Source organism: Nitrospirota bacterium, from assembly GCA_040752355.1.
GTDB lineage: Bacteria > Nitrospirota > Thermodesulfovibrionia > Thermodesulfovibrionales > Dissulfurispiraceae > JBFMCP01.
In genome coordinates, this window is the sequence record JBFMHE010000002.1 from 38,028 (window position 1) to 58,556 (window position 20,529).

The 20,529-nt window shown below is 60.5% G+C and carries 22 protein-coding genes and 1 riboswitch; of the genes, 12 read left to right on the forward strand and 10 right to left on the reverse strand.

The window, feature by feature from the left end; translation table 11 throughout:
- Positions 1-12 precede the first annotated feature (12 nt).
- From AB1805_02165 to AB1805_02175, 3 genes are all read left to right on the forward strand, one after another.
- Positions 13-1,725 carry an NAD-binding protein gene (locus AB1805_02165; protein ID MEW5744235.1) on the forward strand — a complete coding sequence of 571 codons (1,713 nt, stop codon included), beginning with the start codon at positions 13-15 and terminating at the stop codon, positions 1,723-1,725.
- 292 nt (positions 1,726-2,017) lie between these two features.
- Positions 2,018-3,331 carry an OFA family MFS transporter gene (locus tag AB1805_02170; GenBank protein MEW5744236.1) on the forward strand — a complete coding sequence of 438 codons (1,314 nt, stop codon included), beginning with the start codon at positions 2,018-2,020 and terminating at the stop codon, positions 3,329-3,331.
- 140 nt (positions 3,332-3,471) lie between these two features.
- Entirely contained in the window at positions 3,472-4,092 is a 621-nt protein-coding gene (locus AB1805_02175; protein MEW5744237.1) for a short chain dehydrogenase, read from the forward strand.
- Positions 4,093-4,168: 76 nt separating this feature from the next.
- Positions 4,169-4,249, reverse strand: a riboswitch (cyclic di-GMP riboswitch).
- Positions 4,250-4,437: 188 nt separating this feature from the next.
- On the opposite strand, the gene AB1805_02180 is transcribed toward AB1805_02175, so the two are convergent.
- On the reverse strand, positions 4,438-5,352 hold the full coding sequence (locus tag AB1805_02180) for a class I SAM-dependent methyltransferase (protein MEW5744238.1): 915 nt from the start codon (positions 5,350-5,352) through the stop codon (positions 4,438-4,440).
- 163 nt (positions 5,353-5,515) lie between these two features.
- Here AB1805_02180 and AB1805_02185 point away from each other — a divergent pair, with 163 nt between their 5' ends.
- Positions 5,516-6,427 (forward strand): hypothetical protein, encoded by a 912-nt coding sequence (locus AB1805_02185; GenBank protein ID MEW5744239.1) that lies wholly within the window; start codon positions 5,516-5,518, stop codon positions 6,425-6,427.
- Here the strand turns inward: AB1805_02185 and AB1805_02190 are convergent.
- The 6 genes from AB1805_02190 to AB1805_02215 all read right to left on the reverse strand — a co-directional run bounded on the left by AB1805_02190 (position 6,421) and on the right by AB1805_02215 (position 10,717).
- Positions 6,421-7,038: a retropepsin-like aspartic protease gene (locus tag AB1805_02190; GenBank protein ID MEW5744240.1), complete on the reverse strand. Its 618-nt coding sequence runs from the start codon at positions 7,036-7,038 to the stop codon at positions 6,421-6,423. The genes AB1805_02185 and AB1805_02190 overlap by 7 nt on opposite strands.
- Before the next feature lie 122 nt (positions 7,039-7,160).
- Complete coding sequence (locus AB1805_02195; protein MEW5744241.1) at positions 7,161-7,670, reverse strand: methyltransferase; 510 nt, start codon at positions 7,668-7,670, stop codon at positions 7,161-7,163.
- A 258-nt stretch (positions 7,671-7,928) separates the two neighbouring features.
- Positions 7,929-9,785: a DNA helicase RecQ gene (gene recQ / locus AB1805_02200; GenBank protein MEW5744242.1), complete on the reverse strand. Its 1,857-nt coding sequence runs from the start codon at positions 9,783-9,785 to the stop codon at positions 7,929-7,931.
- 87 nt (positions 9,786-9,872) lie between these two features.
- Positions 9,873-10,115: a hypothetical protein gene (locus AB1805_02205; GenBank protein MEW5744243.1), complete on the reverse strand. Its 243-nt coding sequence runs from the start codon at positions 10,113-10,115 to the stop codon at positions 9,873-9,875.
- Between the two features lie 6 nt (positions 10,116-10,121).
- A complete protein-coding gene (locus tag AB1805_02210) occupies positions 10,122-10,253 on the reverse strand; it encodes a hypothetical protein (GenBank protein ID MEW5744244.1) in 132 nt (43 codons plus the stop codon).
- Positions 10,254-10,312: 59 nt separating this feature from the next.
- Entirely contained in the window at positions 10,313-10,717 is a 405-nt protein-coding gene (locus AB1805_02215; GenBank protein ID MEW5744245.1) for a DUF2267 domain-containing protein, read from the reverse strand.
- Between the two features lie 164 nt (positions 10,718-10,881).
- On the opposite strand from AB1805_02215, the gene AB1805_02220 reads away from it, so the two are divergent.
- Positions 10,882-11,085 carry a hypothetical protein gene (locus tag AB1805_02220; protein MEW5744246.1) on the forward strand — a complete coding sequence of 68 codons (204 nt, stop codon included), beginning with the start codon at positions 10,882-10,884 and terminating at the stop codon, positions 11,083-11,085.
- A gap of 33 nt (positions 11,086-11,118) precedes the next feature.
- Here the strand turns inward: AB1805_02220 and AB1805_02225 are convergent, their stop codons facing one another.
- Positions 11,119-11,382, reverse strand: a complete 264-nt coding sequence (locus AB1805_02225) for a YajD family HNH nuclease (protein MEW5744247.1) — start codon at positions 11,380-11,382, stop codon at positions 11,119-11,121.
- A gap of 253 nt (positions 11,383-11,635) precedes the next feature.
- Between AB1805_02225 and AB1805_02230 the strand changes: the two genes are divergently transcribed.
- On the forward strand, positions 11,636-11,890 hold the full coding sequence (locus AB1805_02230; protein MEW5744248.1) for a hypothetical protein: 255 nt from the start codon (positions 11,636-11,638) through the stop codon (positions 11,888-11,890).
- A gap of 179 nt (positions 11,891-12,069) precedes the next feature.
- Positions 12,070-12,417 (forward strand): hypothetical protein, encoded by a 348-nt coding sequence (locus AB1805_02235; GenBank protein MEW5744249.1) that lies wholly within the window; start codon positions 12,070-12,072, stop codon positions 12,415-12,417.
- 42 nt (positions 12,418-12,459) lie between these two features.
- Here the strand turns inward: AB1805_02235 and AB1805_02240 are convergent, their stop codons facing one another.
- Complete coding sequence (locus AB1805_02240; protein ID MEW5744250.1) at positions 12,460-14,070, reverse strand: peptide chain release factor 3; 1,611 nt, start codon at positions 14,068-14,070, stop codon at positions 12,460-12,462.
- A 364-nt stretch (positions 14,071-14,434) separates the two neighbouring features.
- Here AB1805_02240 and AB1805_02245 point away from each other — a divergent pair, with 364 nt between their 5' ends.
- From AB1805_02245 to AB1805_02265, 5 genes are all read left to right on the forward strand, one after another.
- Entirely contained in the window at positions 14,435-15,505 is a 1,071-nt protein-coding gene (locus AB1805_02245; GenBank protein MEW5744251.1) for an acyltransferase family protein, read from the forward strand.
- A gap of 21 nt (positions 15,506-15,526) precedes the next feature.
- Entirely contained in the window at positions 15,527-16,618 is a 1,092-nt protein-coding gene (locus AB1805_02250; protein MEW5744252.1) for a prolyl oligopeptidase family serine peptidase, read from the forward strand.
- A 72-nt stretch (positions 16,619-16,690) separates the two neighbouring features.
- Positions 16,691-17,416 carry a M15 family metallopeptidase gene (locus AB1805_02255; protein ID MEW5744253.1) on the forward strand — a complete coding sequence of 242 codons (726 nt, stop codon included), beginning with the start codon at positions 16,691-16,693 and terminating at the stop codon, positions 17,414-17,416.
- Between the two features lie 177 nt (positions 17,417-17,593).
- Positions 17,594-18,052 carry a DUF2382 domain-containing protein gene (locus tag AB1805_02260; protein ID MEW5744254.1) on the forward strand — a complete coding sequence of 153 codons (459 nt, stop codon included), beginning with the start codon at positions 17,594-17,596 and terminating at the stop codon, positions 18,050-18,052.
- Positions 18,049-19,227: a DUF2382 domain-containing protein gene (locus AB1805_02265; protein MEW5744255.1), complete on the forward strand. Its 1,179-nt coding sequence runs from the start codon at positions 18,049-18,051 to the stop codon at positions 19,225-19,227. The genes AB1805_02260 and AB1805_02265 overlap by 4 nt, the downstream gene beginning before the upstream one ends.
- Before the next feature lie 46 nt (positions 19,228-19,273).
- Here the strand turns inward: AB1805_02265 and msrB are convergent, their stop codons facing one another.
- Positions 19,274-20,332 (reverse strand): peptide-methionine (R)-S-oxide reductase MsrB, encoded by a 1,059-nt coding sequence (gene msrB / locus AB1805_02270; GenBank protein MEW5744256.1) that lies wholly within the window; start codon positions 20,330-20,332, stop codon positions 19,274-19,276.
- Positions 20,333-20,529: the final 197 nt, after the last annotated feature.

Consider the following 20,529-nt stretch of genomic DNA (forward strand, 5'->3'; position numbering starts at 1 on the left):
GGCGGCGGCCCTATGAAGTATCTGCCGTCGCAGCTTCTTTACTTGTTCCAGAGCAGGACTGCCCAGAGGAACATACGGCTGCTGGTACGGTTCCTCGCGCTCCTCGTGCTGCTCATTACGGTCTACAGCATACTGTTCCATATCATCATGGAGTACGAGGGCAGGAGCTACTCCTGGCTCACCGGCCTCTACTGGACGCTTACGGTCATGTCCACGCTCGGCTTCGGTGACATCACGTTTTCGAGCGACCTGGGGCGGCTCTTCTCTATCGTCGTTCTCGTTTCAGGGGTTGTGTACCTTCTGATCATGCTGCCCTTCACCTTCATCCAGTTCTTCTACGCACCCTGGCTCGAGGCCCAGTCGAGGGCGCGGGCCCCGCGGGAGCTGCCGCCGGACACCGCGGGGCATGTCATCCTCACGAACACCGATCCCATCTCGCTCAACCTCGCCAGAAAGCTGAGACAGTACCACTACCGGTACGCGCTCCTCGTCCCGGACCTCCAGCGGGCGCTGGAGCTCTACGACCAGGACTACCGGGTCGTCGTCGGCTACCTCGACGTTGCGGAGACCTACCGGCTGCTCCGTGCGGACCGTGCAGCCCTCGTGGTCGTGAACAACGACGACATGACGAGTACCAATATCATATTTACCATCAGGGAGCTCTCCGGCGATGTTCCGATCGTGACGAACGCGGACCATGACGACTCCCTCGACATCCTCCAGCTCGCAGGGGCCACCCATGTCTTCCAGTTCACGAAGATGCTCGGCGCCTCGCTGGCCCGGCGTGCGCTCGGGGTGAGCATGCGGGCGAATGTCATCGGCAGGTTCGGCAGGGTCCTCATTGTCGAGGCCCCGGCGATGAGGACTCCCTTCGAAGGAAAAACTATCGCCGAGAGCAGGCTCCGTGAACTGACTGGGATGACCGTCGTGGGTATATGGGAGCGGGGGAGGTTCGAGGCGCCGGCTCCCCCTGCCCGTATCAGCGCGACCTCGGTGCTCGTGCTCGCAGGGTCGGAAGAGCAGCTCGGCAGATATGACGAACTGCTGGAGGCCTCCCGGGGCCGCCGGCTCACCGGCCTTGTCCTGATCCTCGGCGGAGGGAGGGTCGGAAAGGCTGCTGCTGCTGCGCTCGAAGAGAGGGGCGTCAGGTACCGCATCGTCGAGAGCAGCCCGGCCCTGGTCGAAGACAGCAGGCACTACGTGCTCGGCAGCGCCGCGGACATCAACACCCTCGCGAGGGCAGGCATCGACGAGGCCTCCTCCGTCTTCATCACGACCCACGATGACGATATCAACATCTATCTCACCATCTATTGCAGGAAGCTGAGGCCCGATATCCAGATCATCAGCAGGGCTACCCTGGAACGGAACATCAGCAAGCTCCATACCGCAGGGGCCGATCTCGTGATGTCCTATGCGTCGCTGGGCGCGAACACGATCATCAATATCCTGAGGCCGAACGAGGTCCTGATGCTCGCCGAGGGGCTCAACGTCTTCAGGGTGCCGGTTCCTCCCTCCCTGGCGGGCCTTCCTCTCCGCGAGACGGGGATCAGGGAAAAGACCGGCTGCAGCGTGGTGGCGATACATTCAGACGATGAGGACAGGCTCAACCCCGATCCCGCAACGCCGCTCGGGCAGAAGGACGAGCTGATCCTGATAGGCACGGTGGACGCGGAGATAGCCTTCATCGAGACCTTCCCGCAGAAAGAGCGGACGGCCCGGTAGCTTCCGGCGTCCTGTAACGTATTTCAGTGATCCACGCTGCCGGGACAGCAGTCGAGGCGGAAATTCCGACCGCCCACTCCTCAGCTATAAGATATATTAATTTAAATTATAATATTGCCTATAAAAAATCTATTCGCCCGACGTGATCAGTTACTTTTTGTAACACTTTTTAGTATTTTTCATTTATACTTAGCAGTAAGGGGGGCTGATCGGGGGACCCCGGTATGGCTGGTAAGCAATGGTCGGATCATATCGCGGACGATTAAACGTCCGCGTCAACGGGAGGATGAGTATGAGTAAGAGAGGATGGATTGTCACCTTTGCCGGAATGGGACTGAACCTGGCTCTCGGTATCCTGTACGCCTGGAGCATGTTCAGCAAACAGCTCACCGAGGCAGTAGAGAAGGGCGGGTTCGGATGGACGAAGACAGAGGCCACGCTGCCCTACACGGTCTCTATCATCTGCTTCGCGCTCATGATGGTGCCCGCCGGCCGCCTTCAGGACCGCTTCGGCCCGCGCATCATCGCCACCATCGGCGCGCTCCTCTGCGGCGTCGGTCTCATCGTGGCGAGCTTCGGCAGCCCCGAGTCGATTATCCCCGCGATCATCGGCTTCGGCGTCCTGGCAGGCACCGGCATCGGCCTCGGCTATGCGTCGGCGACCCCTGCGGCGGTGAAGTGGTTCCCGCCCGAGAAGAAGGGATTGATCACCGGTATCGTCGTGGCGGGTTTCGGTCTCGCGCCGGTGTACATCGCTCCCCTCTCGAAGTACCTCCTCGCAACGCACGGCATCAACAGCTCGTTCAGGATACTCGGCATCGCGTTCCTCCTGGTGACGGTCATCGCAACGCAGTTCATCAGGAATCCCAGGGAGCAGATCGGGCAGTACAAGGTGAGGGGCGCGCAGGCTCCTGCCCTTGCCGGCAATCTCACCTGGCGCGAGATGCTGAGGACGCCGGCATTCTATTCTCTCTACATCCAGTACGCCTGCGCCGCGACCGCGGGGCTCATGATCATCGGCCACCTCGCGAAGATCGTAGCCGTTCAGTCCGGCAACACGATCAGCATCGGCTTCCTCTTCGTCGCCCTGCTCGCCGTCTTCAACGCAGCGGGCCGCATCGTGGCGGGCATCGTCTCGGACTATATCGGCAGAATCGTGACGCTCGCCTTCGTCTTCATCATGCAGGCCCTGGTCATGGCCTTCTTCTCGCAGTTCAGCACCATCACCGGCTTCATGCTCGGCTCGGCGATGGTGGGCTTCAACTACGGCGCATGCCTCTCGCTCTTCCCGGCCACCACGGCGGACTACTGGGGCACCAAGAACCTCGGGCTGAACTACGGCATCCTCTTCACGTCCTGGGGAGTCGGCGGCGTCTTCGGCCCGATGCTGGCGGGCGCTATCGCCGATGCCACCGGCTCGTACGCAATGGCCACGTATATCGCGAGCGGGCTCCTGATCATTGCAGCGTTCATGGCGATGCTCAGCTATGTCACTATCTCCGTGAGCCTGCCGAAGAAGCAGATCGTCATCTCCTTCGGACAGAAGGACGTGAAAGAGGCGGTCGAAAAGAGGGTCGCCGCAGTGGAGCTTTCTCCCGCAAAATAAATCAAAGAATAACGGCGACGGTCAGGAAAGGGGACGGTTCAGCGTGGACCGTCCCCTTTTTTCTTCACGCATCCGGGTTGCGCAGAGGCCGCCGATGGGGCACAATGTAAGTAAGAGACGATTCCCAGAGGAGGTCTGTCATGAAAGTAATCATCATCGGAGCGACCGGGACCATAGGCCGGGCAGTCACCGAGGCCCTCGCGGACCATCACATCGTGGTGCGCGTGGCGCACACGAGGGGCGAGTACCAGGTCGATCTCGCCTCCCCCGCCTCGATACAGCGGCTCTACGAGGAGGTCGCCCCCTTCGACGCGGTCGTCTGCGCCGCGGGCCGGGCGAGGCTCGCCCCGCTGGATATGCTCACGGACGAGGACTTCCGGTTCTCGCTCTCGAACAAGCTGATGGGCCAGGTCAATCTGGTGCGCCTGGGGGTGCGCTATATCAGCGATAACGGCTCCTTCACGCTCACCAGCGGCGTGCTCGCCCGGGAGCCCATGCCGGGCAGCAGCGCTATCAGCCTGGTCAATGCGGGCCTGGAGGGTTTCGTCCGCGCCGCCGCGCTCGAGATGCCGCGCGGCATCCGCATAAACGCGGTAAGCCCCCCGTGGGTGAGGGAGACGCTCGAGGCTATGGGAAAAGACGCTGCGAACGGAATGCCGGCGGTCATGGTAGCCGAGTCATACATAGCGAGCGTCGAGGGCAGGCGCAACGGCGAGGTCGTCGACCCGAGGGCCCTCAGCTTCCAGAAAGCGGGAGCGTGACGGTTCAGCACAGAGGCCTGAAAGAGAAAAGCCTGTCCGCATAAGGACAGGCTTTTCTCTTTATTGAGGCTGCCACTCCAGCAACCCCTCTTTCCTGTGGTTGGCAGGACAGGTGGCTTTGTGCCATACGGTTGCCCGTACTTTACCTTGGTTCGGAGTGGCAGTTCGTATGCTTTGATTAAAACTTATCACGAGAGCTCTATGCTGTCAACATATTTTTTCTCGTATAATCTCTCCATCGATTCATAAGTCGAAACAGCTTGAAATCTAATCGATACGAACAAAGACTGAGGGACAGCGCCTGCTATTTATATCTGCATTCACCTTGCGGGAAGAAGGGTGCCTCTAATCGTCAAGAGCCGCAGCCGTCGCCTGGTCGCGGAGGGGCTCCCAGGGGAGCGGGGAGCCTCCCTTGGGCGTAACAGTGCCGCTGATCCTGTTTCCTTCGACCTTGCCGCTGAAGCGGGCAGGCGTCTTCAAGCCGCGCAGCCGGTCCTTGACCGTGAAGCTCAGCTCGTCTCCTTTCAGCTGGACATCATGGACCGCTATCCTCTCCGCTCCCGCAGCGAGGGCGCCGGTAACGTTCTGAAACTTCTGCTTCAGCGTGAGCGTATAGGCATCCTTTCCCGTTCCCCACTGCCACGTGCCCCCCACATTCGCCGGGATTACCCAGTAATAGACATTGTGGCCCTCGACCGTTACCTTCCGGTCCGGCTTCCAGTCGTCCATGTCGTGCTCGTGGGAGACGACGCGGGTGCCGGGTTTCAGGTCTCTCAGGAGCTTGGGCCTCAACCTGATGTTTACGTCATCATACAGGAAGAGGGTGACGACGGTGGCACTGCTTATGTCCACATTGAAGAGATCGCCTCGGATGAACGCCACTCTATCCTGCACACCGGCCTTCCGCGCATTCTCCCTGCTTTCCTCGATGCGTTGGGGATCGAGATCGATGCCGGTACTGCGCACGCCGTATTTCTTTGCAGCGGTAATGACGATGCGGCCGTCGCCCGAGCCGAGGTCGAAGAGCGTATCGGTCTTCGTCACGCCGCCGAGGGAGAGCATCGTTTTGACTACCGCAGGGGGTGACGGATCGTAGCGCACGTCGAGTCGGGGGCTGTCGTCGACCTTTGCAGGTGAGGAGCCCAGGGCAAGGGTGAGCGGCGGGGGCTGCGCGGCGAGAGATTCGCCGGCGCCCTGGGCTGTTCCCCCTGCCGTGACGAAAGCGATAATCAGTGACAAGACGGCGCCATACCGGTTCATTATAAAATTCTATAGCATATTCGCTCCGCAGGCAATCACTCCATAGTGCGGGCAGGAAGGGCTGGTATGGTATAATTACCCATTGTCGTGAAGCAGCGGCGCTGTTCTGCGGGCAGCGCGGCAGAGGGTAAAAACGCGGTAAAGATGTCAGAAGTGAGTTTCTATGCATGTTTTTTTACGCACCTGTTTCTTTCTTGTCGCTGTCCATTCGGTTTTCCTGTTCGCTCCCCCTCACACCCCTGCATCGTCACCTGACGGGAGCGCATCGCTCCTCGACACCTATCGTGCTGTCGAGGCAAAGCTGATCCAGAACCATTTCGGCATCCCCCTTCACCTCGAGTCTTCCGAGGGCAAGGGCCTTCTGCATGTCGAGGTCTACAGCGTCATCGACCATCCCTTCGAGGCGGTACAGTCGGCGCTCGAGGCGCCTGCCAACTGGTGCGATATCGTGCCGCTCCATACGAGTATCGGCATCTGCACCTACGCGAAGGCGGACGGCGCTTCGCTGCTGACGTTTTACGGCGGGAAAAAGGCGGTCAGCCGTCCTGAAGAGGCGTATCAATTGAGGTACCGGTATCGCGTGCGTGCAGCCCGGCCCGGCCACTTCGCTGCGCTCCTCGCTGCGGACGAAGGGCCGCTGAACACGAGAGACCACCGGCTGGAGATCGAGGCTGCTCCCTTGCAGGAGGGGAAGACCTTTGTGCGTTTCAGCTGCAGCTACCGGTATGGGAGGCTCGCGCAGGTGGCGATGAAAGGCTATTTCGCGACGGTCGGGAGGCACAAGATCGGGTTCAGTGCCGCCGGCGCCGACCGGCAGGGAAACCCTGTCTACGTGAACGGCATGAAAGGGGCGATCGAGCGCAATGCGATGCGCTCGTATCTTGCGATACTGGCGTACATGGACACGCTCCGGTTCTCCGCAGAGCAGCGGCTGGACCAGCGGCTCAACCGCTGGTACGACCTGAGCGAACGCTACCGGGAACAGCTCCATGAGGTCGAGAGGGGCGAGTATATCACGAACAAGAAAAAGGGGTATAAGGCCCAGTCGGCGCTTCAGGGAGGGCTGCCTCACTGAGAGGCGTGCTGTTCTCTCTCGGGGGCGTCCTGGCCCTCGGGCTTCTGCCACTCCTCCCCGTACACATACCTCTCGCCGTCGATCTCTACCTCGATGCGTCCGGAACCGGTCCGGGGACGATCGGCAACAGGCTTGTCGGGGCTCTCGAAGATGAAGCTGCCCTTCGGAATCAGCCGTATCACCCGGTAGTCCTCGTCTATGAAGTAGCTGAAGTCCGTGAAGAAGGAGGCCCCCAGGAGGTTCTCGGTGGACGAGGGGATGTAGGCGACATCGTATTTCCACTTCTTGATGGTTCCGGCCTGAATGGAGTTGAGCGTGATCAGGTAGCCCTCGACGATACCGCCTGCGGTGTGCGACTGGAGCTTCCGGTTGGTGTTGATCCCGGTAATGCCGAGGCGCTGCAAGGCCTCGCTGTTGAGCACGACGCTGTTGGCTCCGGTATCGAAGACGAGCTCGATAGGTATTTCGTTTATCCGCACGGTGACATATTTGAGACCGCCCCGCTGGGTAAACGGAAGGGCCTCGTCAGCCGGTGCGCTCGCCGGGACGATCAGGGCGGCAAGGGATACGGCAAGAAAGATGACGGCGGTCACGGAGAGCCTGGCGATCATAACGTCCCCCTGATGAGGTCGAATGGTATATGCATTTTACCATGCTGCGGGAAGCAATGAAAAGCGGCGGCGTCCCTGATCAACCCCCGCGTGGACAGGGGGACTTCCGAGGGCCTGTCCCTCTAAGGGGCACAGTGGAATATCTGGGCGGGGAGGAGATTCAGGGGCTCGAAGCTGCGCGTCACGTTCGAGAATATCCGCCGCAGGTCGGGCAGCGCCTTGGAGGAGAATTGGTAGAGCAGCAGCGCGCCCTCGGGATGGAGCGCCCGGTGCGTGCTGCAGAGGATTTCCTCGCGCTCGCGGTCCCGGATCGTACTGAGGGGAATGCCCGAGATTACGTAGTCCGCACTGAGGAGCCCCCGGGAAGCGAGCACCTTTTCGACCTCGGCGGCCGAGTCGTGGACTACGTTCAGCCGGGCATCGCCGAAGGTGCAGCGCAGGAACGTGACGAACTCCGGATTCGTCTCCAGGGCTATCAGGAGCGCATCCCGCCGCATGAGGCGCAGTATCTCGCCGGTGAAGGTCCCGACGCCGGGGCCGTATTCCACGATCACCCGCGCCTGGTCCCAGTTGATTTCCCGGAGAAGGCGCTCGACGAGAAAGCGCGAGCTCGGTATGAGAGAGCCGAGCATCCTGGGATGGCGGAAAAAGTTTTTGGCGAACAGAGCCCATTGTTCGCGACGGCATGAAGGGCGAGAAGATTCTTCTGACATGGCATTTTCCCTGCTGACGTTTCGGATTTGGTGATATCGGGAATGCTGTGCAGCCGGTTTGCAATAAGCGTTACCGCCGCTGCCGTTACCGTGGAGCGGCTATCGGTATACTACTTCAAGGATACCAAATTTTTCGGCGAGGCGAAACAGGCGCGGGGACCTGGAAGAACCCCTGCTTCATGAGAGGCGGTGCGGCTGTCCTTTCTCCTCGTCGACATAACGCCGTATCTCGGCGATGAATGCATCCCCGTACCGTTCGAGCTTGGCGTCGCCCACGCCGCTGATCGTCCTCATGGCCGATTCCGTAGTAGGGAAGCGTCTGCACATCTCCTGCAGTGTCTTGTCCGAAAAGATGATATAGGACGGCACCTGCTGCGCGTCCGCAAGTCTCTTCCGCAGGCTGCGGAGGCGCTCGAAGAGCGTCTGGCTGTATTCCCCGGACCCGGCGATCTTCTCCTTCGGCGCCTTCGTCTTCGTTTCTTCCTTTCTCAAGGCGGTGATCGATGCCCTGCCGAAGAGGATGTCCGAGCCTTTCCTGGAGATCTTCAGCACCGGGTAGGGATCGCCCTCCTGAACGAGCGCTTCCTGCGCGAGGAGCTCGTCCGCGAGGGTCCTCCAGTAGCGTTTGTCCTTGTCTCTGCCTGCGCCGTAGGTCTTGATCTCGGTATGCCTCAGCTCGCGGATGCGTTTTGTGTCCGCGCCGGTCACGATATCGACGATGTGGCCGATACCGAACCGCTGCCCGGTCCTCGAGACCGCGGACATGAGGATCTGCGCGTCGGTGGTGATATCGACCTGCTCGACCCTGCCGGTGCAGATATCGCAGGCGGCGCACCCGTCATGGGGATACTCCTCGCCGAAGAACCCGAGGAGCTGCTTTCTCCTGCATACGTTGTGCGCCGCGTACCCGACCATCTGGTTCAGCTTATCGAGCGCGATGGAGCGCTCGCGGTCGTCGGCTATACTGTCGATGAAGTAGCGGATCTTGGGGATGTCGCCCCTCCCGAAGAAGAGGAGGCAGCGGGCGGCGCCGCCGTCCCGGCCCGCGCGTCCGGTCTCCTGGTAGTAGCCCTCAACATTCTTGGGGAGATCGGCGTGGACGACGAAGCGCACATTCGATTTATCGATGCCCATGCCGAAGGCGATGGTCGCGACGACCACCTGGACCTCGTCCCTGTTGAAGGCTTCCTGGTTTTCTTTCCGCTCCTCGGCGGAGAGGCCGGCGTGGTAGGGCAGGGCGGCGATCCCTTTCGACCGCAGGAGCTCGGCCGTCTCCATCACCGCATCGCGGGTCGTCCGGTAGACGATCCCCGATTCGCCGGGGCGCTCTTTGAGGAAGTCGAGTAGCTGCGCTCCCACGTTCGCTTTTGCTTTTACCTCGTAGAAGAGGTTGGGACGGTTGAAGGAGGCGCGTACGATATGCGGCCGCCTGAGGCCGAGCTTCCCGATGATATCTTCCTGTACTTTTTCGGTAGCGGTGGCGGTAAAGGCCGCTACGGGCACTTCCGGAAACATCTCCCTGATGAGCGAGAGGCCGAGATAGTCCGGCCGGAAGTCGTGGCCCCACTCGGAGATGCAGTGGGCCTCGTCGATCGCAAAGAGGGAGATCGCGGCGGTCTTCAGCCGTTCGAGGAAGTGCTGCATCGCGAATCGCTCGGGGGCGATATAGAGCAGCGTGAGCCTGCCGTACTTGAGCAGGCGATAGACATCGGCGACCTCGTCGGCAGCGAGCGAGCTGTTCATGAAGGCCGCCGGTATTCCGTTGGCGACTGCCGCATCCACCTGGTCCTTCATCAGCGAGATGAGGGGGCTGATCACGACCGCGGTGCCGTTCATCACCGCTGCCGGGAGCTGGTAACAGAGGGACTTGCCGCCGCCGGTGGGCATTACGGCGAAGACATCCCTGCCGTCGAGGATATTCCTGATGATCGGTTCCTGGTTCGGACGGAACGTCTCGAAGCCGAAGACGGTCTTCAGGGTATCCTTCAGAGTATCGGGGGGAGGGGATTCAGGATGTCTGCTGCCCGGGGCCATGCTCCCTTATTCTACCACAGAGGGGGAGGCGGGCAGAAAAAAGCCTGTCCGGCAATGGACAGGCCTTTCTTTTGTCAGGCTGCCTGGTTATCGCGCGGCAGCGGCGGCGGCGATCTTTCCTTCACGTACCGCCTTGTCGAACAAGAACTGGGCGCTCTCTTTCGAGAGGTCGAACTGCTGCGCGATCTCCTCGTAGCTCGCACCGGGATATTTCCCGACAAACTCTGCTACCGAGAGCTCCATAGTATTGAGCCACTCCTCGAAGAGCCCGCGGAGCTCGGGCGTTCCATACGGTTCCTGCTTACGGGACTCGGCCAGTCCCGCCATCATCTTCCGTCACCGTTCCATCTGGTCGCTGCCGAGCATCTTCCCCTTCATCGTGTCCATTGCGGAGGGAAGGCGCTTTCGTGCTGCCGAGAGCAGGGCGCCGCCGATGGCGAGCGCTGCCGCCGATTTGAGTCTGCCCATGGTGACCTCCTGTCGGTTGGTGTGGGTCCATAATGAGGTGATTCCTATCCTGCCGCCGGTTACGGGCCCTTCGCGGAGGCTGCCGCCTTCCTTTCAGGACCGAGGAGGGCGCGCAGCTCACCGGGAAGCTGCCCGGCCACTCCCTGCAGCGTCTCGGGCGAGACGAGCTCCGGGAGCACGGAGAGCACCGTGCGGACATGGTTCTCCGCCTCGGGGAACGTAATCTCTTCCCTGTCGACCACGCGCTGAATGAACTCCGTGAGGTCGAAGGACTGGGCGGTGTTGTTCTGCATTACCGCATCCCTGATATGTGTCGGCAGCTCCCGCGCAAGGCCGATGGCCCGGGCCTCGGTCAGATGCTCTCCGAGCACCTCGAGCACCGCGCTCGCCGCGCGCTCGGCAACGCCGAAGCGGTCGATCTGCCCGGACTCCTGAATGAGCTTTATGAACGCATCGTATTCCACAGGACTCCTCCCTTCGCGCGTTATGCCGGATCCTTCCGGCGTATGCACTGCCTCCCGTATACTTCCAGTTTAAAGCCAATCCCATGTACCCTCAAGCCTCGACAGCGATCGTACTCCGGGTCCTCTTTCATCTCCGGTGAGGTAGAATAGGGGAGGAGGACGATATGACAGAGCGAAACCGTTCCGGAGATACCGGCGAAGAGAGAGCAGATAAAGAGAGGCCCGGGGAGAACGATAAGGAAGAAGGCGGGGCGGGGCAGGGCGACGCGTGCCGGTGCAAGGAGGTCGCGGAGATGTCCCCCTTCGAGATGCTCAAGCTTATGCTGCGAGACCTCGCCTTCTGGAAGAAGGATAAGAGACCGAAGTAGGCGTTGCGTCCGGCATGCAGTACACGCCGGTCCTCACCCTTTTCCCGTGAGATAGTCGCCGAGCAGTCCCCTGCTGTGCTCGTCGTCGTGGCAGTAGATGCAGAGGTTCTCCCAGTTGGAGCCGTCGGGAGGGTTGTTCCGGTGGTTGCCGTCTTTGTGATGCACGGTGAGGAGATGCCGGCTCTTGGCATCGAACTCCCTGCCGCACTTCGCGCAGATGAGACCGTGGATCCTGAGGGACTGCTCGCGGTAGCCGCAAGAGCCGGCTGCGGCGTCCTCCTTTAATTCCCTGACGATCTCGGCAGCCGACTTCTCCGATACGGGGCCTCTCGGCTGCGGCCTCCTTAACGGTGTACGGCGTCTGCTTGCCAAATGGATCACCTCCCTGATCGTATGCCCCCTCCGCTGCCATCACAGCAACAAGGGAGCGTATATGCCTATTATAAACACTTTCAGTGCCGCCCGCAGAGCAGCGTGCTATAATTTAATTGAAAAGCCGCTCGTCCCTGCACCCCTGCAACCCTTTCAGTAAGCGCCAAGGAGAGGATCTATGAATCAGAAATCAAGCACTGCCGCCACCATTGCGATCATCGCTGCCGTTCTCAGCTATCTCCTGACCTTCACCGGGCATCCGATCTGGGGGATGCTCTCCGCGCTCGTCTCCATTCCCCTGGGTATCTTCGGCCTGGTCATGGCGGCTTCGCCGCGCGTGGGAGGCGGCATGCTGAGCATCATGGCTATCATCCTGGGAGTGCTCGCGATCGGGGTCGCGATCCTCGGGCTGATCGGCGTCATCCTCTTCTGAGGAGCCCCGCGTCTCCCCCCGCTCTTATTACGGGTCGCCGCACTCGTGTGAGCCTGCGAGCCGTACTTTTTGTGGTAGACTATGGGCAGTCAGGATGCGCGCACGCTCCTTAAGAGAAGAACGATAAGAAAGGAGGAGCAGAGACGCGAGAAACGGATTCAGGTCTCTGTTACTGAGCAATGAGGACAAAGGAAATCCCGGAGAACAAGATTGTTTTCATAACGGGCAGCACGCGGTTCAAGACCTTCTACCAGACCCATGCCCTGAATTTCACGCTCAAGGGATGGATTGTGCTGATCCCGTCCGTATACCAGCATGCCGAAGGTCTCGTCTTCGACAAGGACACCAAGAAGCGTCTCAAGGATATGGACAAACCGAAGATCCTCCTCGCGGACGAGGTCTTCGTCATCAATCCCGACGGCTATATAGGCCACAGCACGTCCGAGGATATCCAGTTCGCCCAATCCCAGGGCAAGACGATCACCTATATGGAGCCGGCGAGCGTCAGCGCATCCGATCAGCGCTAATGCGGGAATGGCAGTCGCCGGCGGGCCCGTCCGCTGACGGGCTCAGGAGCGGCTGCTCCCGGGAGTGCCGGTGTTGATCTCTGAGCTGAAATGGAACTCGATATCCGGGTACTCCTCCTGCATGCGCCGGAGGGTCCAGTCGGATTCCGAAAAATAGACGAGATTGCCGTCTTTATCCAGACCCAGCCGGTCTGAACGGTAGCGGGAGAACTCTTCCATCTTCTTTTTATCGGTTGCGGTTATCCAGCACGCCTTGTTGTAATTGAGCGGCGTAAAGCGGCATGACGCTCCGTACTCATGGAGCAGCCGGTGCTGTATGACGTCGAACTGCAGCTCCCCGACCGTGCCGACGATCTTCTTCTTGCCCTGCTGCTGCGTGAAGAGCTGCGCCACTCCTTCGTCGGTGAGCTGCTGCAGCCCCTTTTCGAGCTGCTTCGAGCGGAGGGGATCGGTGTTGACCACCTCCTTGAAGACCTCGGGAGAAAAGCTCGGAATGCCCTGGAACATGATCTTTTCGCCCTCGGTAAGCGTATCGCCGATCTTGAAGTTGCCGGTATCGTAGAGGCCGATGACATCGCCGGGGTAGGCTTCCTCGATAATGCTCTTCTCCTGCGCCATGAAGCTCGCAGGGCTCCTGAACCTGAGGTCCTTTCCGAGCCGTACATGGTGAAAGAACTTGTTCCGCTCGAACCTGCCCGAGCAGATGCGCACGAAGGCGATCCGGTCGCGGTGGCGGGGATCGATGTTGGCGTGTATCTTGAAGACGAACCCGCTGAAGCGCTCCTCATGCGGTTGAACGGCGCGGAGATCGGCGACCCTGCCCCGGGGCGGCGGCGCAATGGTCGTGAAGGTGGCGAGCAGCTCCTTCACCCCGAAGTTATTGATGGCGCTGCCGAAGAAGACCGGCGCGAGGTCTCCCGCGAGGTACCGCTCCCGCTCGAAGGGATCGTAGACGCCTTCGACAAGGGCCGCCTCCTCACGCAGCTGCGCCGCGTGCTCCTCGCCCAGCTGTCTATCGAGCGTGGCGTCGGCGAGGTCGTTGATGGCGAGCACGTCCCCGGCAACGGTCTCGCCGCCGGGGTGAAAGAGGCAGAGGCTCTTATCGTAGAGGTTGTACACGCCTTTGAACGAAAAGCCCATGCCGACGGGCCAGCTCAGCGGCCGGACCCTGATGCGGAGCTTCTCCTCGATCTCGTCGAGCAGGTCGAAGGGACGTTTGCCCTCGCGATCGAGCTTGTTGATGAAGACGATGACCGGGGTCTTCCTCATGCGGCAGACCTCCATGAGCTTCTCGGTCTGCTCCTCCACCCCTTTGACGCAATCGACGACGATAATGACGCTGTCCACGGCGGTCAGGGTGCGGTAAACGTCTTCGGCGAAGTCTTTATGGCCGGGCGTGTCGAGGAGGTTGATCTTGAGCCCGTTGTAGGTGAAGTTCATCACCGAGGTCGCGACAGAGATGCCGCGCTGCCGCTCGATCTCCATGAAGTCGGAGGCGGTGCTCTTCTTGATCTTGTTCGATTTCACCGCGCCGGCGGTCTGGATCGCCCCGCCGAAGAGCAGGAGCTTCTCGGTGAGGGTCGTCTTCCCTGCGTCGGGATGGCTGACGATGGCGAAGGTCCTTCTTTTGTTTATCTCATCTGCATACATCATATCCGTGCTCCGCAAAGCAAACTGATAGTATACCCAAAAAGACGCGGAAGGCGCAAACCGTAAAAACAGACACGACGGAACCGGAAGGGGGCTCTCCGAGGCGGGGCAGCTCGGAATCGAGTCGTACCGACCCGCTCCGGAATTCCCGAAAAGTCTACGACTTTCCGGGAGCCCTCTGCATTTCGATGGGGTCCCCGAAAAGACAACGTCTTTTGGGGGCGGGGCTTACGCTTGGGCTGCCCGTGCCGCTCCAAATGCCCCGCCTCGGAGCCCCCTTCCGGTTCAAAGTCTGCTATAATTTTTTATATATTCTATTTCTATAGGGCCTCTCACCGCCGGTCTTATCGCACGATGGTAATCGGAGATGGAAGAAAAAGAGTACCTGCTCTGGCCCGACCTGCTCAAAATCGTCTCGATCTACGCCGTTATCCTGGTCCATAGCGCCGCCCCCCTGCTGGTCCGGTATCACGAGCTCGGCGCGCTGCAGTGGTGGATCGGCAACCTGTACGACGCCTCTGTGCGCTGGTGCATTCCGCTCTTCGTCATGGTGAGCGGCACCTTCGTGCTCGGCAACTCCGACGGCAATGCCGCAGGTCTTTTTTCCCAGAAACGGGTCATGAGGGTTTTCGTGCCGTTTCTCGTCTGGAGCTTTATCTATTTTCTCTGGAGGATCTACGGCAACGGGGAGGAGCTCTCCTTCTCCTCTTTCTTTCCCCTCATCTTCGTGGAACCGGTCTACTATCATCTATGGTACCTCTACATCATTATCGGGCTCTACCTGATTGCTCCGGTCCTCAGTGTCTATCTGAAAAACGCCGGGAGCAGGAATGTGCTCTATTTTCTGGTCCTCTGGTCCATCACCGCCTCGCTGCTCCCAATGGCCGAGTCCCTTTTCGACATCAGGATATATCTCTCGACAGGGGCTTCCAACTCGGTCTTCACGTTCCTCGGATATTTTGCTCTCGGCTACGCACTTCGCGATCTGCATCTGCGGCCCCGGCAGGTCCCTCTCTTCCTGCTCCTCTTCTGCCTGGGCTTTTTCGTTACGGCCTACGGGACGTACTATGTCACCGTCCTGAAGAACGGCGGTATCTTCGACGGGATGTTCTATGAATATTTCAGCGTCAATGTCCTGGTAATGTCGCTCTGTGTCTATGCAGTCGGAAAGAGCATCGCCTTTCCCGCCGCCCTGCTGCAGTGCGAGAAGCGTTTCAGGATAGTGCGCACCGTAGCGGCCTGCGTACCCGGGATCTATCTCGTCCATGCCATGCTGATCGAGATAGCGAAGGACGGACTGCTCGGCGTTGCCTTCAGCCAGACCACGTTCGCTCCTGCCCTGGGAGTGCCGGTATTCGCGCTCGCTATTTTCCTTGCGTCGCTTATTGTCGTGTTCATCGTGAAGCTGCTGCCGGGGACACGGTACATAGTGCCCTGAGCGCATGAAAGGCAGGCGGCAATGAAGAGAGTATACCTCCTTATGGCCGTGACGGTCGTGCCCATCGTCCTTGCGCTCATGATCGGCCTTTCCGGGAAGGAGCATCCCGGGGTCACGCTCATCAAGGAGCCCGTGTACAAAAGGTTCTCCGCTGTTGCCGCATCCCCCCTGATGAAAATGCCGAAGCGGGCGGCATGGAAGAAGGCGGCACCGCAGGTCAAGGCAATTACCATCATGTCGTCCGCTGACCGGACCCCCCAGCCCGCCCTGTTCTACGATTCGGGCTCGGCGCGGAAGAAGCCGCTGCTCCTGGTGCTCCACAGCTGGAGCGCCGATTACCAGCAGCAGTTCAGCATCCCCTACGGCATCTGGGCGGTGCAGAACGACTGGGTCTTCATTCACCCCGACTACCGCGGCGCCTTTACCAATCCCGGGGCGACCGCCTCCGAAGCGGCAGTGCAGGACGTCCTTGATGCCGTGGCGTATGCCAAGGAGCATGCGCGTATCGACGAATCCCGGATCTATATCGCGGGATTCTCCGGGGGGGCGATGATGACGCTCATCATGGTCGGCAGGTACCCGGAGCTCTGGGCGGGAGCGGTCGCCTGGGTTCCGGTCTACGATCTGGCCGAATGGTACAGGACCACCAGGAACGCCACCCACGACTATTCACGCCACATTGCGAACTCCTGCGGCGGTCCCCCGACAGCCGGTACCAAGGCGGCAGAGGAGTGCGCAAAGCGAAGCCCCGCTGCCTATCTGAAGAATGCCCGCGGAAGAGGCGTGCCGGTGTATATCGCGACCGGCATCGACGATACCTTTGTCCCTCCGAGCCACTCGCTCCGGGCCTTCAACGACCTTGCCGCCGAGGAAGACCACATCCGGCCGTCCGACATCGCCTTCATAACCCGGCGGCACAAGATCCCCCCCCATCTGCCGGCCGCCCCTCCCGACAGACTCTACGCCGATGCCGGGGTGAGACTCCTCTTCGAGAGGGAGTCGAACGGAGCGGTCCTGAAGATATTCAAGGGAGGGCACGATGTCATCTACAATGCGGGACTCTCCTGGCTGAGCGGGCTGCGGAAAGGGGCCTCCTCCCCTGATCCTTTGTAGAACAAAGTGCGGGCGCTCTGCTTTAATAGAGGTGGTTATCTGAATTCATGGTCTGCAGAAAGGACCCGTCCATTGAAGCATCTTTATTGTTCTCTCGTTCTGGTCATGGCTTTTTTAAGTGGTTTCGGTCCTGCTCACGGCAGGGAGGCCGCGCCGGGCGGAACGCATCCCGGCGGCTCTGCCGGGAAGACACTCACCGCATTCGAACAGCAAATAGTCGCTGCGGGGTTCGTTGATGTGCAGGAGATCGATCCCACTCTCAAGGTAGAGCTGAAGTACGCCTCCGCGGACAACTTCATGGGCGTCAATGTGTACGGCGACTTCAGGAGGGCGTATCTGCGGCGTGAGGCTGCGGAGAAGCTGGCGAGAGCGAACCGCATCCTTAAGGCGCTCGACCCGGCGCTGAGCCTGCTCGTCGTGGATGCGCTCAGGCCGCGGCACGTTCAGCGGAAGATGCGTACGCTCCTCGAAGGGACCCCCATGCGGAACTATGTGGCCGATCCCCGCTCCGGCTCCATGCATAACTACGGGTGCGCCGTCGATATCACCATCGTCGATGGGCAAGGAGAGCGCCTCGACATGGGGACGCCGATGGACCACTTCGGCATTCTCGCGCAGCCCCGGCACGAGGCCCGCTTTCTGAAGGAGGGCAGGCTCACCTCCCGGCAGATCGCCAACCGCCGCCTTCTCCGAAGAGTCATGACCGAAGCGGGCTTTCGTCCCCTTCCCATCGAGTGGTGGCATTTCGAGGCCTTTGACAAGAAGGTCATTCGCGCCACTTATACCATCATCGAATAATCCCTGCAGCTCGTCCAGGCGCCATGCGGTGGCCGCTCCGCCTACTTGCACGTATATGCAATCCACTATAGACTCTTAAATAAGCAGCGGCAAGCTCTTGCCGATCAAGAGAACATACGATCCCATGTAGCGCCTGCGCATGCCCCGGGCCGGACCCGAGCCGAAAAGGAGGGGAACGTGGATAAAAAAAGACATCAGAAGACAGCCGCTCCTGTTTCCGGAGAGAAGAAGATCGTCCCGGTGCTGGAGGAAGAGGTGGAGGTGCGGAAACGCGCCATAGAGACCGGGGTCACCCGGGTCACCAAGAAAGTGCATGAAAAGGAAAAAGTGATCGATGAGCTGCTCCTGCAGGAAGAGGTCGAGGTGGAGCGGGTGCCGGTTAACCGGTTTGTAGAGCAGCCGCTTCCGGTGCGGCAGGAGGACGGCGTCACCATCGTGCCTCTCCTGGAGGAGGTGGCGGTCGTCGAGAAACGGCTGCTGCTGAAGGAAGAGCTGCATATCCGGAAAAAGCCGGGGACGGTGCGCAAGCCGCAGACCGTCGTGCTTCGCAGCGAGGAGGCTGTCGTCGAGCACAGCGATCTCCGCGGACAGGGAGAGGATGAGGCGCAGTACAGCAAAGAAAGGAGGAGACCATGAAAACAATTGTCGGGTTGTTCAACACGTCTCGAGAGGCTGAGGACGCGATAAATGATCTCATCAGATCAGGGTTCAAGCGCGAAGATATCAGTATGATGGCGAGCAGCGAGGAAGAAGGTAAAGGAGGAAAGAAAGGCGGCGACGGGGGCGGGACAGCGAAAGGAGCGGCGAAGGGAGCAGGAACAGGCGCCGCTGTCGGAGGTGTCGCCGGCCTTCTGGTGGGCCTTACCGGGCTCACCATCCCGGGCCTCGGGCCGATTATTGCCGCAGGTCCGCTGGCAGCAACCCTTTCGGGCATCGGCGCCGGAGCGGTTGCGGGAGGGGTCGTTGGCGGCCTCACCAAGATGGGCGTCCCGAAGGAGCATGCAGAGCATTACGCCGAAGGAGTGCGCCGCGGCGGCACGCTGGTTACCGTGCACACGAGTGACGACGAGGCGGAACGCGCCGCCGATATCATGAACCGGCATGGCGCAGTTGATATCGACCGCCGCACCGAACAGTGGAAAGCGGGCGGATGGGCCCGCTTCGACGAGAAGGCCGCTCCCTTCACTGCCGAGGAGCGGGCCCGGGAGCGGGCTGTCCTGCCTGTTGTGGAGGAAGAGGTCAAGGTGGGCAAGAGAGAGGTCTCGAAAGGCGGCGTGCGCGTCTACAGCCGCGTAGTCGAGGCGCCGGTGGAGGAGAAGGTGACGCTTCGCGAAGAGCATGCCACGGTCGAGCGTCGGCCTACTGACCGTCCTGCCACGGCTGCTGAAAAGGAGGCGTTCAAGGAGACCTCCTTCGAGATACGGGAGACCGCGGAAGAGCCGGTCGTCTCCAAGGAGGCGCGCGTGAAAGAGGAGGTGGTGGTCGGAAAAGAGGCGACGGAACGCACCGAGACGATACGCGAGACCGCCCGCCGCACCGAGGTGGATGTGGAGGAGGAGGACTTCCAGAGCCATTTCCGCTCCTCCGCAGCAGGGAAGGGCGAGAGCTACGAGAGCTACCGGTCCGCTTACCGTTATGCGGACACGCTCTCGCAGGACCCGCGCTACCGAGGAAAAGAGTGGTCGGAGATAGAAGGCGACGTGCGCAGGGACTGGGAGAGCCGCAATCCCGGGACCTGGTCCAAATACAAGGACGCCATCCGCTACGGATGGGACAGGATGCACCGCCCCGTCGGCGCCGGCAGACGGTAGCGATTCATGAAGGGCGCGGTACAGCCGCGCCCTTCATGAACAGAGGTCATTTCTTGAAGAGCTTGAGGTACTCTCCGTAGCCCTTTTTCCCGAGGTCTTCTTTCGGAATGAAACGGAGGGCTGCCGAATTCATGCAGTACCGGAGGCCGGTGGGCTGCGGCCCGTCGTTAAAGACATGGCCGAGATGCGAGTCTCCCTGCCTGCTCCGCACCTCGGTCCTCTTCACGAAGAGCTTCCGGTCCTCTTTCTCGACCACGGCGCCGGGATCGAGCGGCTTCGTAAAGCTCGGCCAGCCTGTTCCGGAGTCATACTTGTCGAGAGAGCTGAAGAGCGGCCCGCCCGAGACCACGTCGACGTAGATCCCCTCTCTCTTGTTATCCCAGTACTCGTTCTTGAAGGCCGGTTCCGTGCCCTCCTCCTGGGTCACCTTATACTGCAGAGGCGTCAGCCTCTTTTTGAGCTCTTCCTTTGACGGTTTCACGAAGGTCCTCCCTTCCTCTCCCGGATTCTTCCCGGCAACGGCGGCTACCGGTCCGGTCGAATCCTTTTCCGCGCCCCAGACTTTTTTCAGGAACTGGTCCCGGCCGGAGTTGAAACGATAGAATTTGTACTTGATCGAATGTTCCTTATAATAATTTTGATGATACTCTTCTGCAGGAAAGAACTTCCCGGCAGGGAGTATCCCGGTGACGATCGGTTTCTTGAAGCGGCCCGACTGCTGCAGCGCTTTCTTCGATCTCTCGGCGAGCGCCTTCTGTTCCGGCGTATGATAGAAGATCGCGGACCGGTACTGTTTTCCCCGGTCCACGAATTGCCCGTCCGGATCGGTGGGATCGATCTGCCGCCAGAAGACATTCAGGAGCGTCTCGTACGAGATCACCGCGGGATCGTACCGCACCTGCACTGCTTCGACATGGCCGGTCTTCCCTGCGGAGACCTCTTCGTAGGTCGGGTTCTCCTCTTTGCCGCCCGTGTATCCCGAAACCACCTCCTTCACCCCTTCGAGCTTTTCGAAGGGAGGCTCCATGCACCAGAAGCAGCCGCCGGCAAAGGTCGCCGTAGCGGGCTGTGCGGCGTTCGGGACCGCAGCGAGGATCAGAATCATTCCCGCGAGGCCCAGCAGGATTATCACTCTCGAGCGCGATATCATGGGCTCCTCCTCTCTTCATTGGCTATAGTTTTATCATACCGCAAAATCGCAGGTGCTGCCGGAAGCCTTCTTGACAACCCGCTCGTGCGGTGCTAGAAAGAGGGTAGGGAGGCCTCGCCGTTTATCGATACCGCGGGGGCGAGCGCAATCCT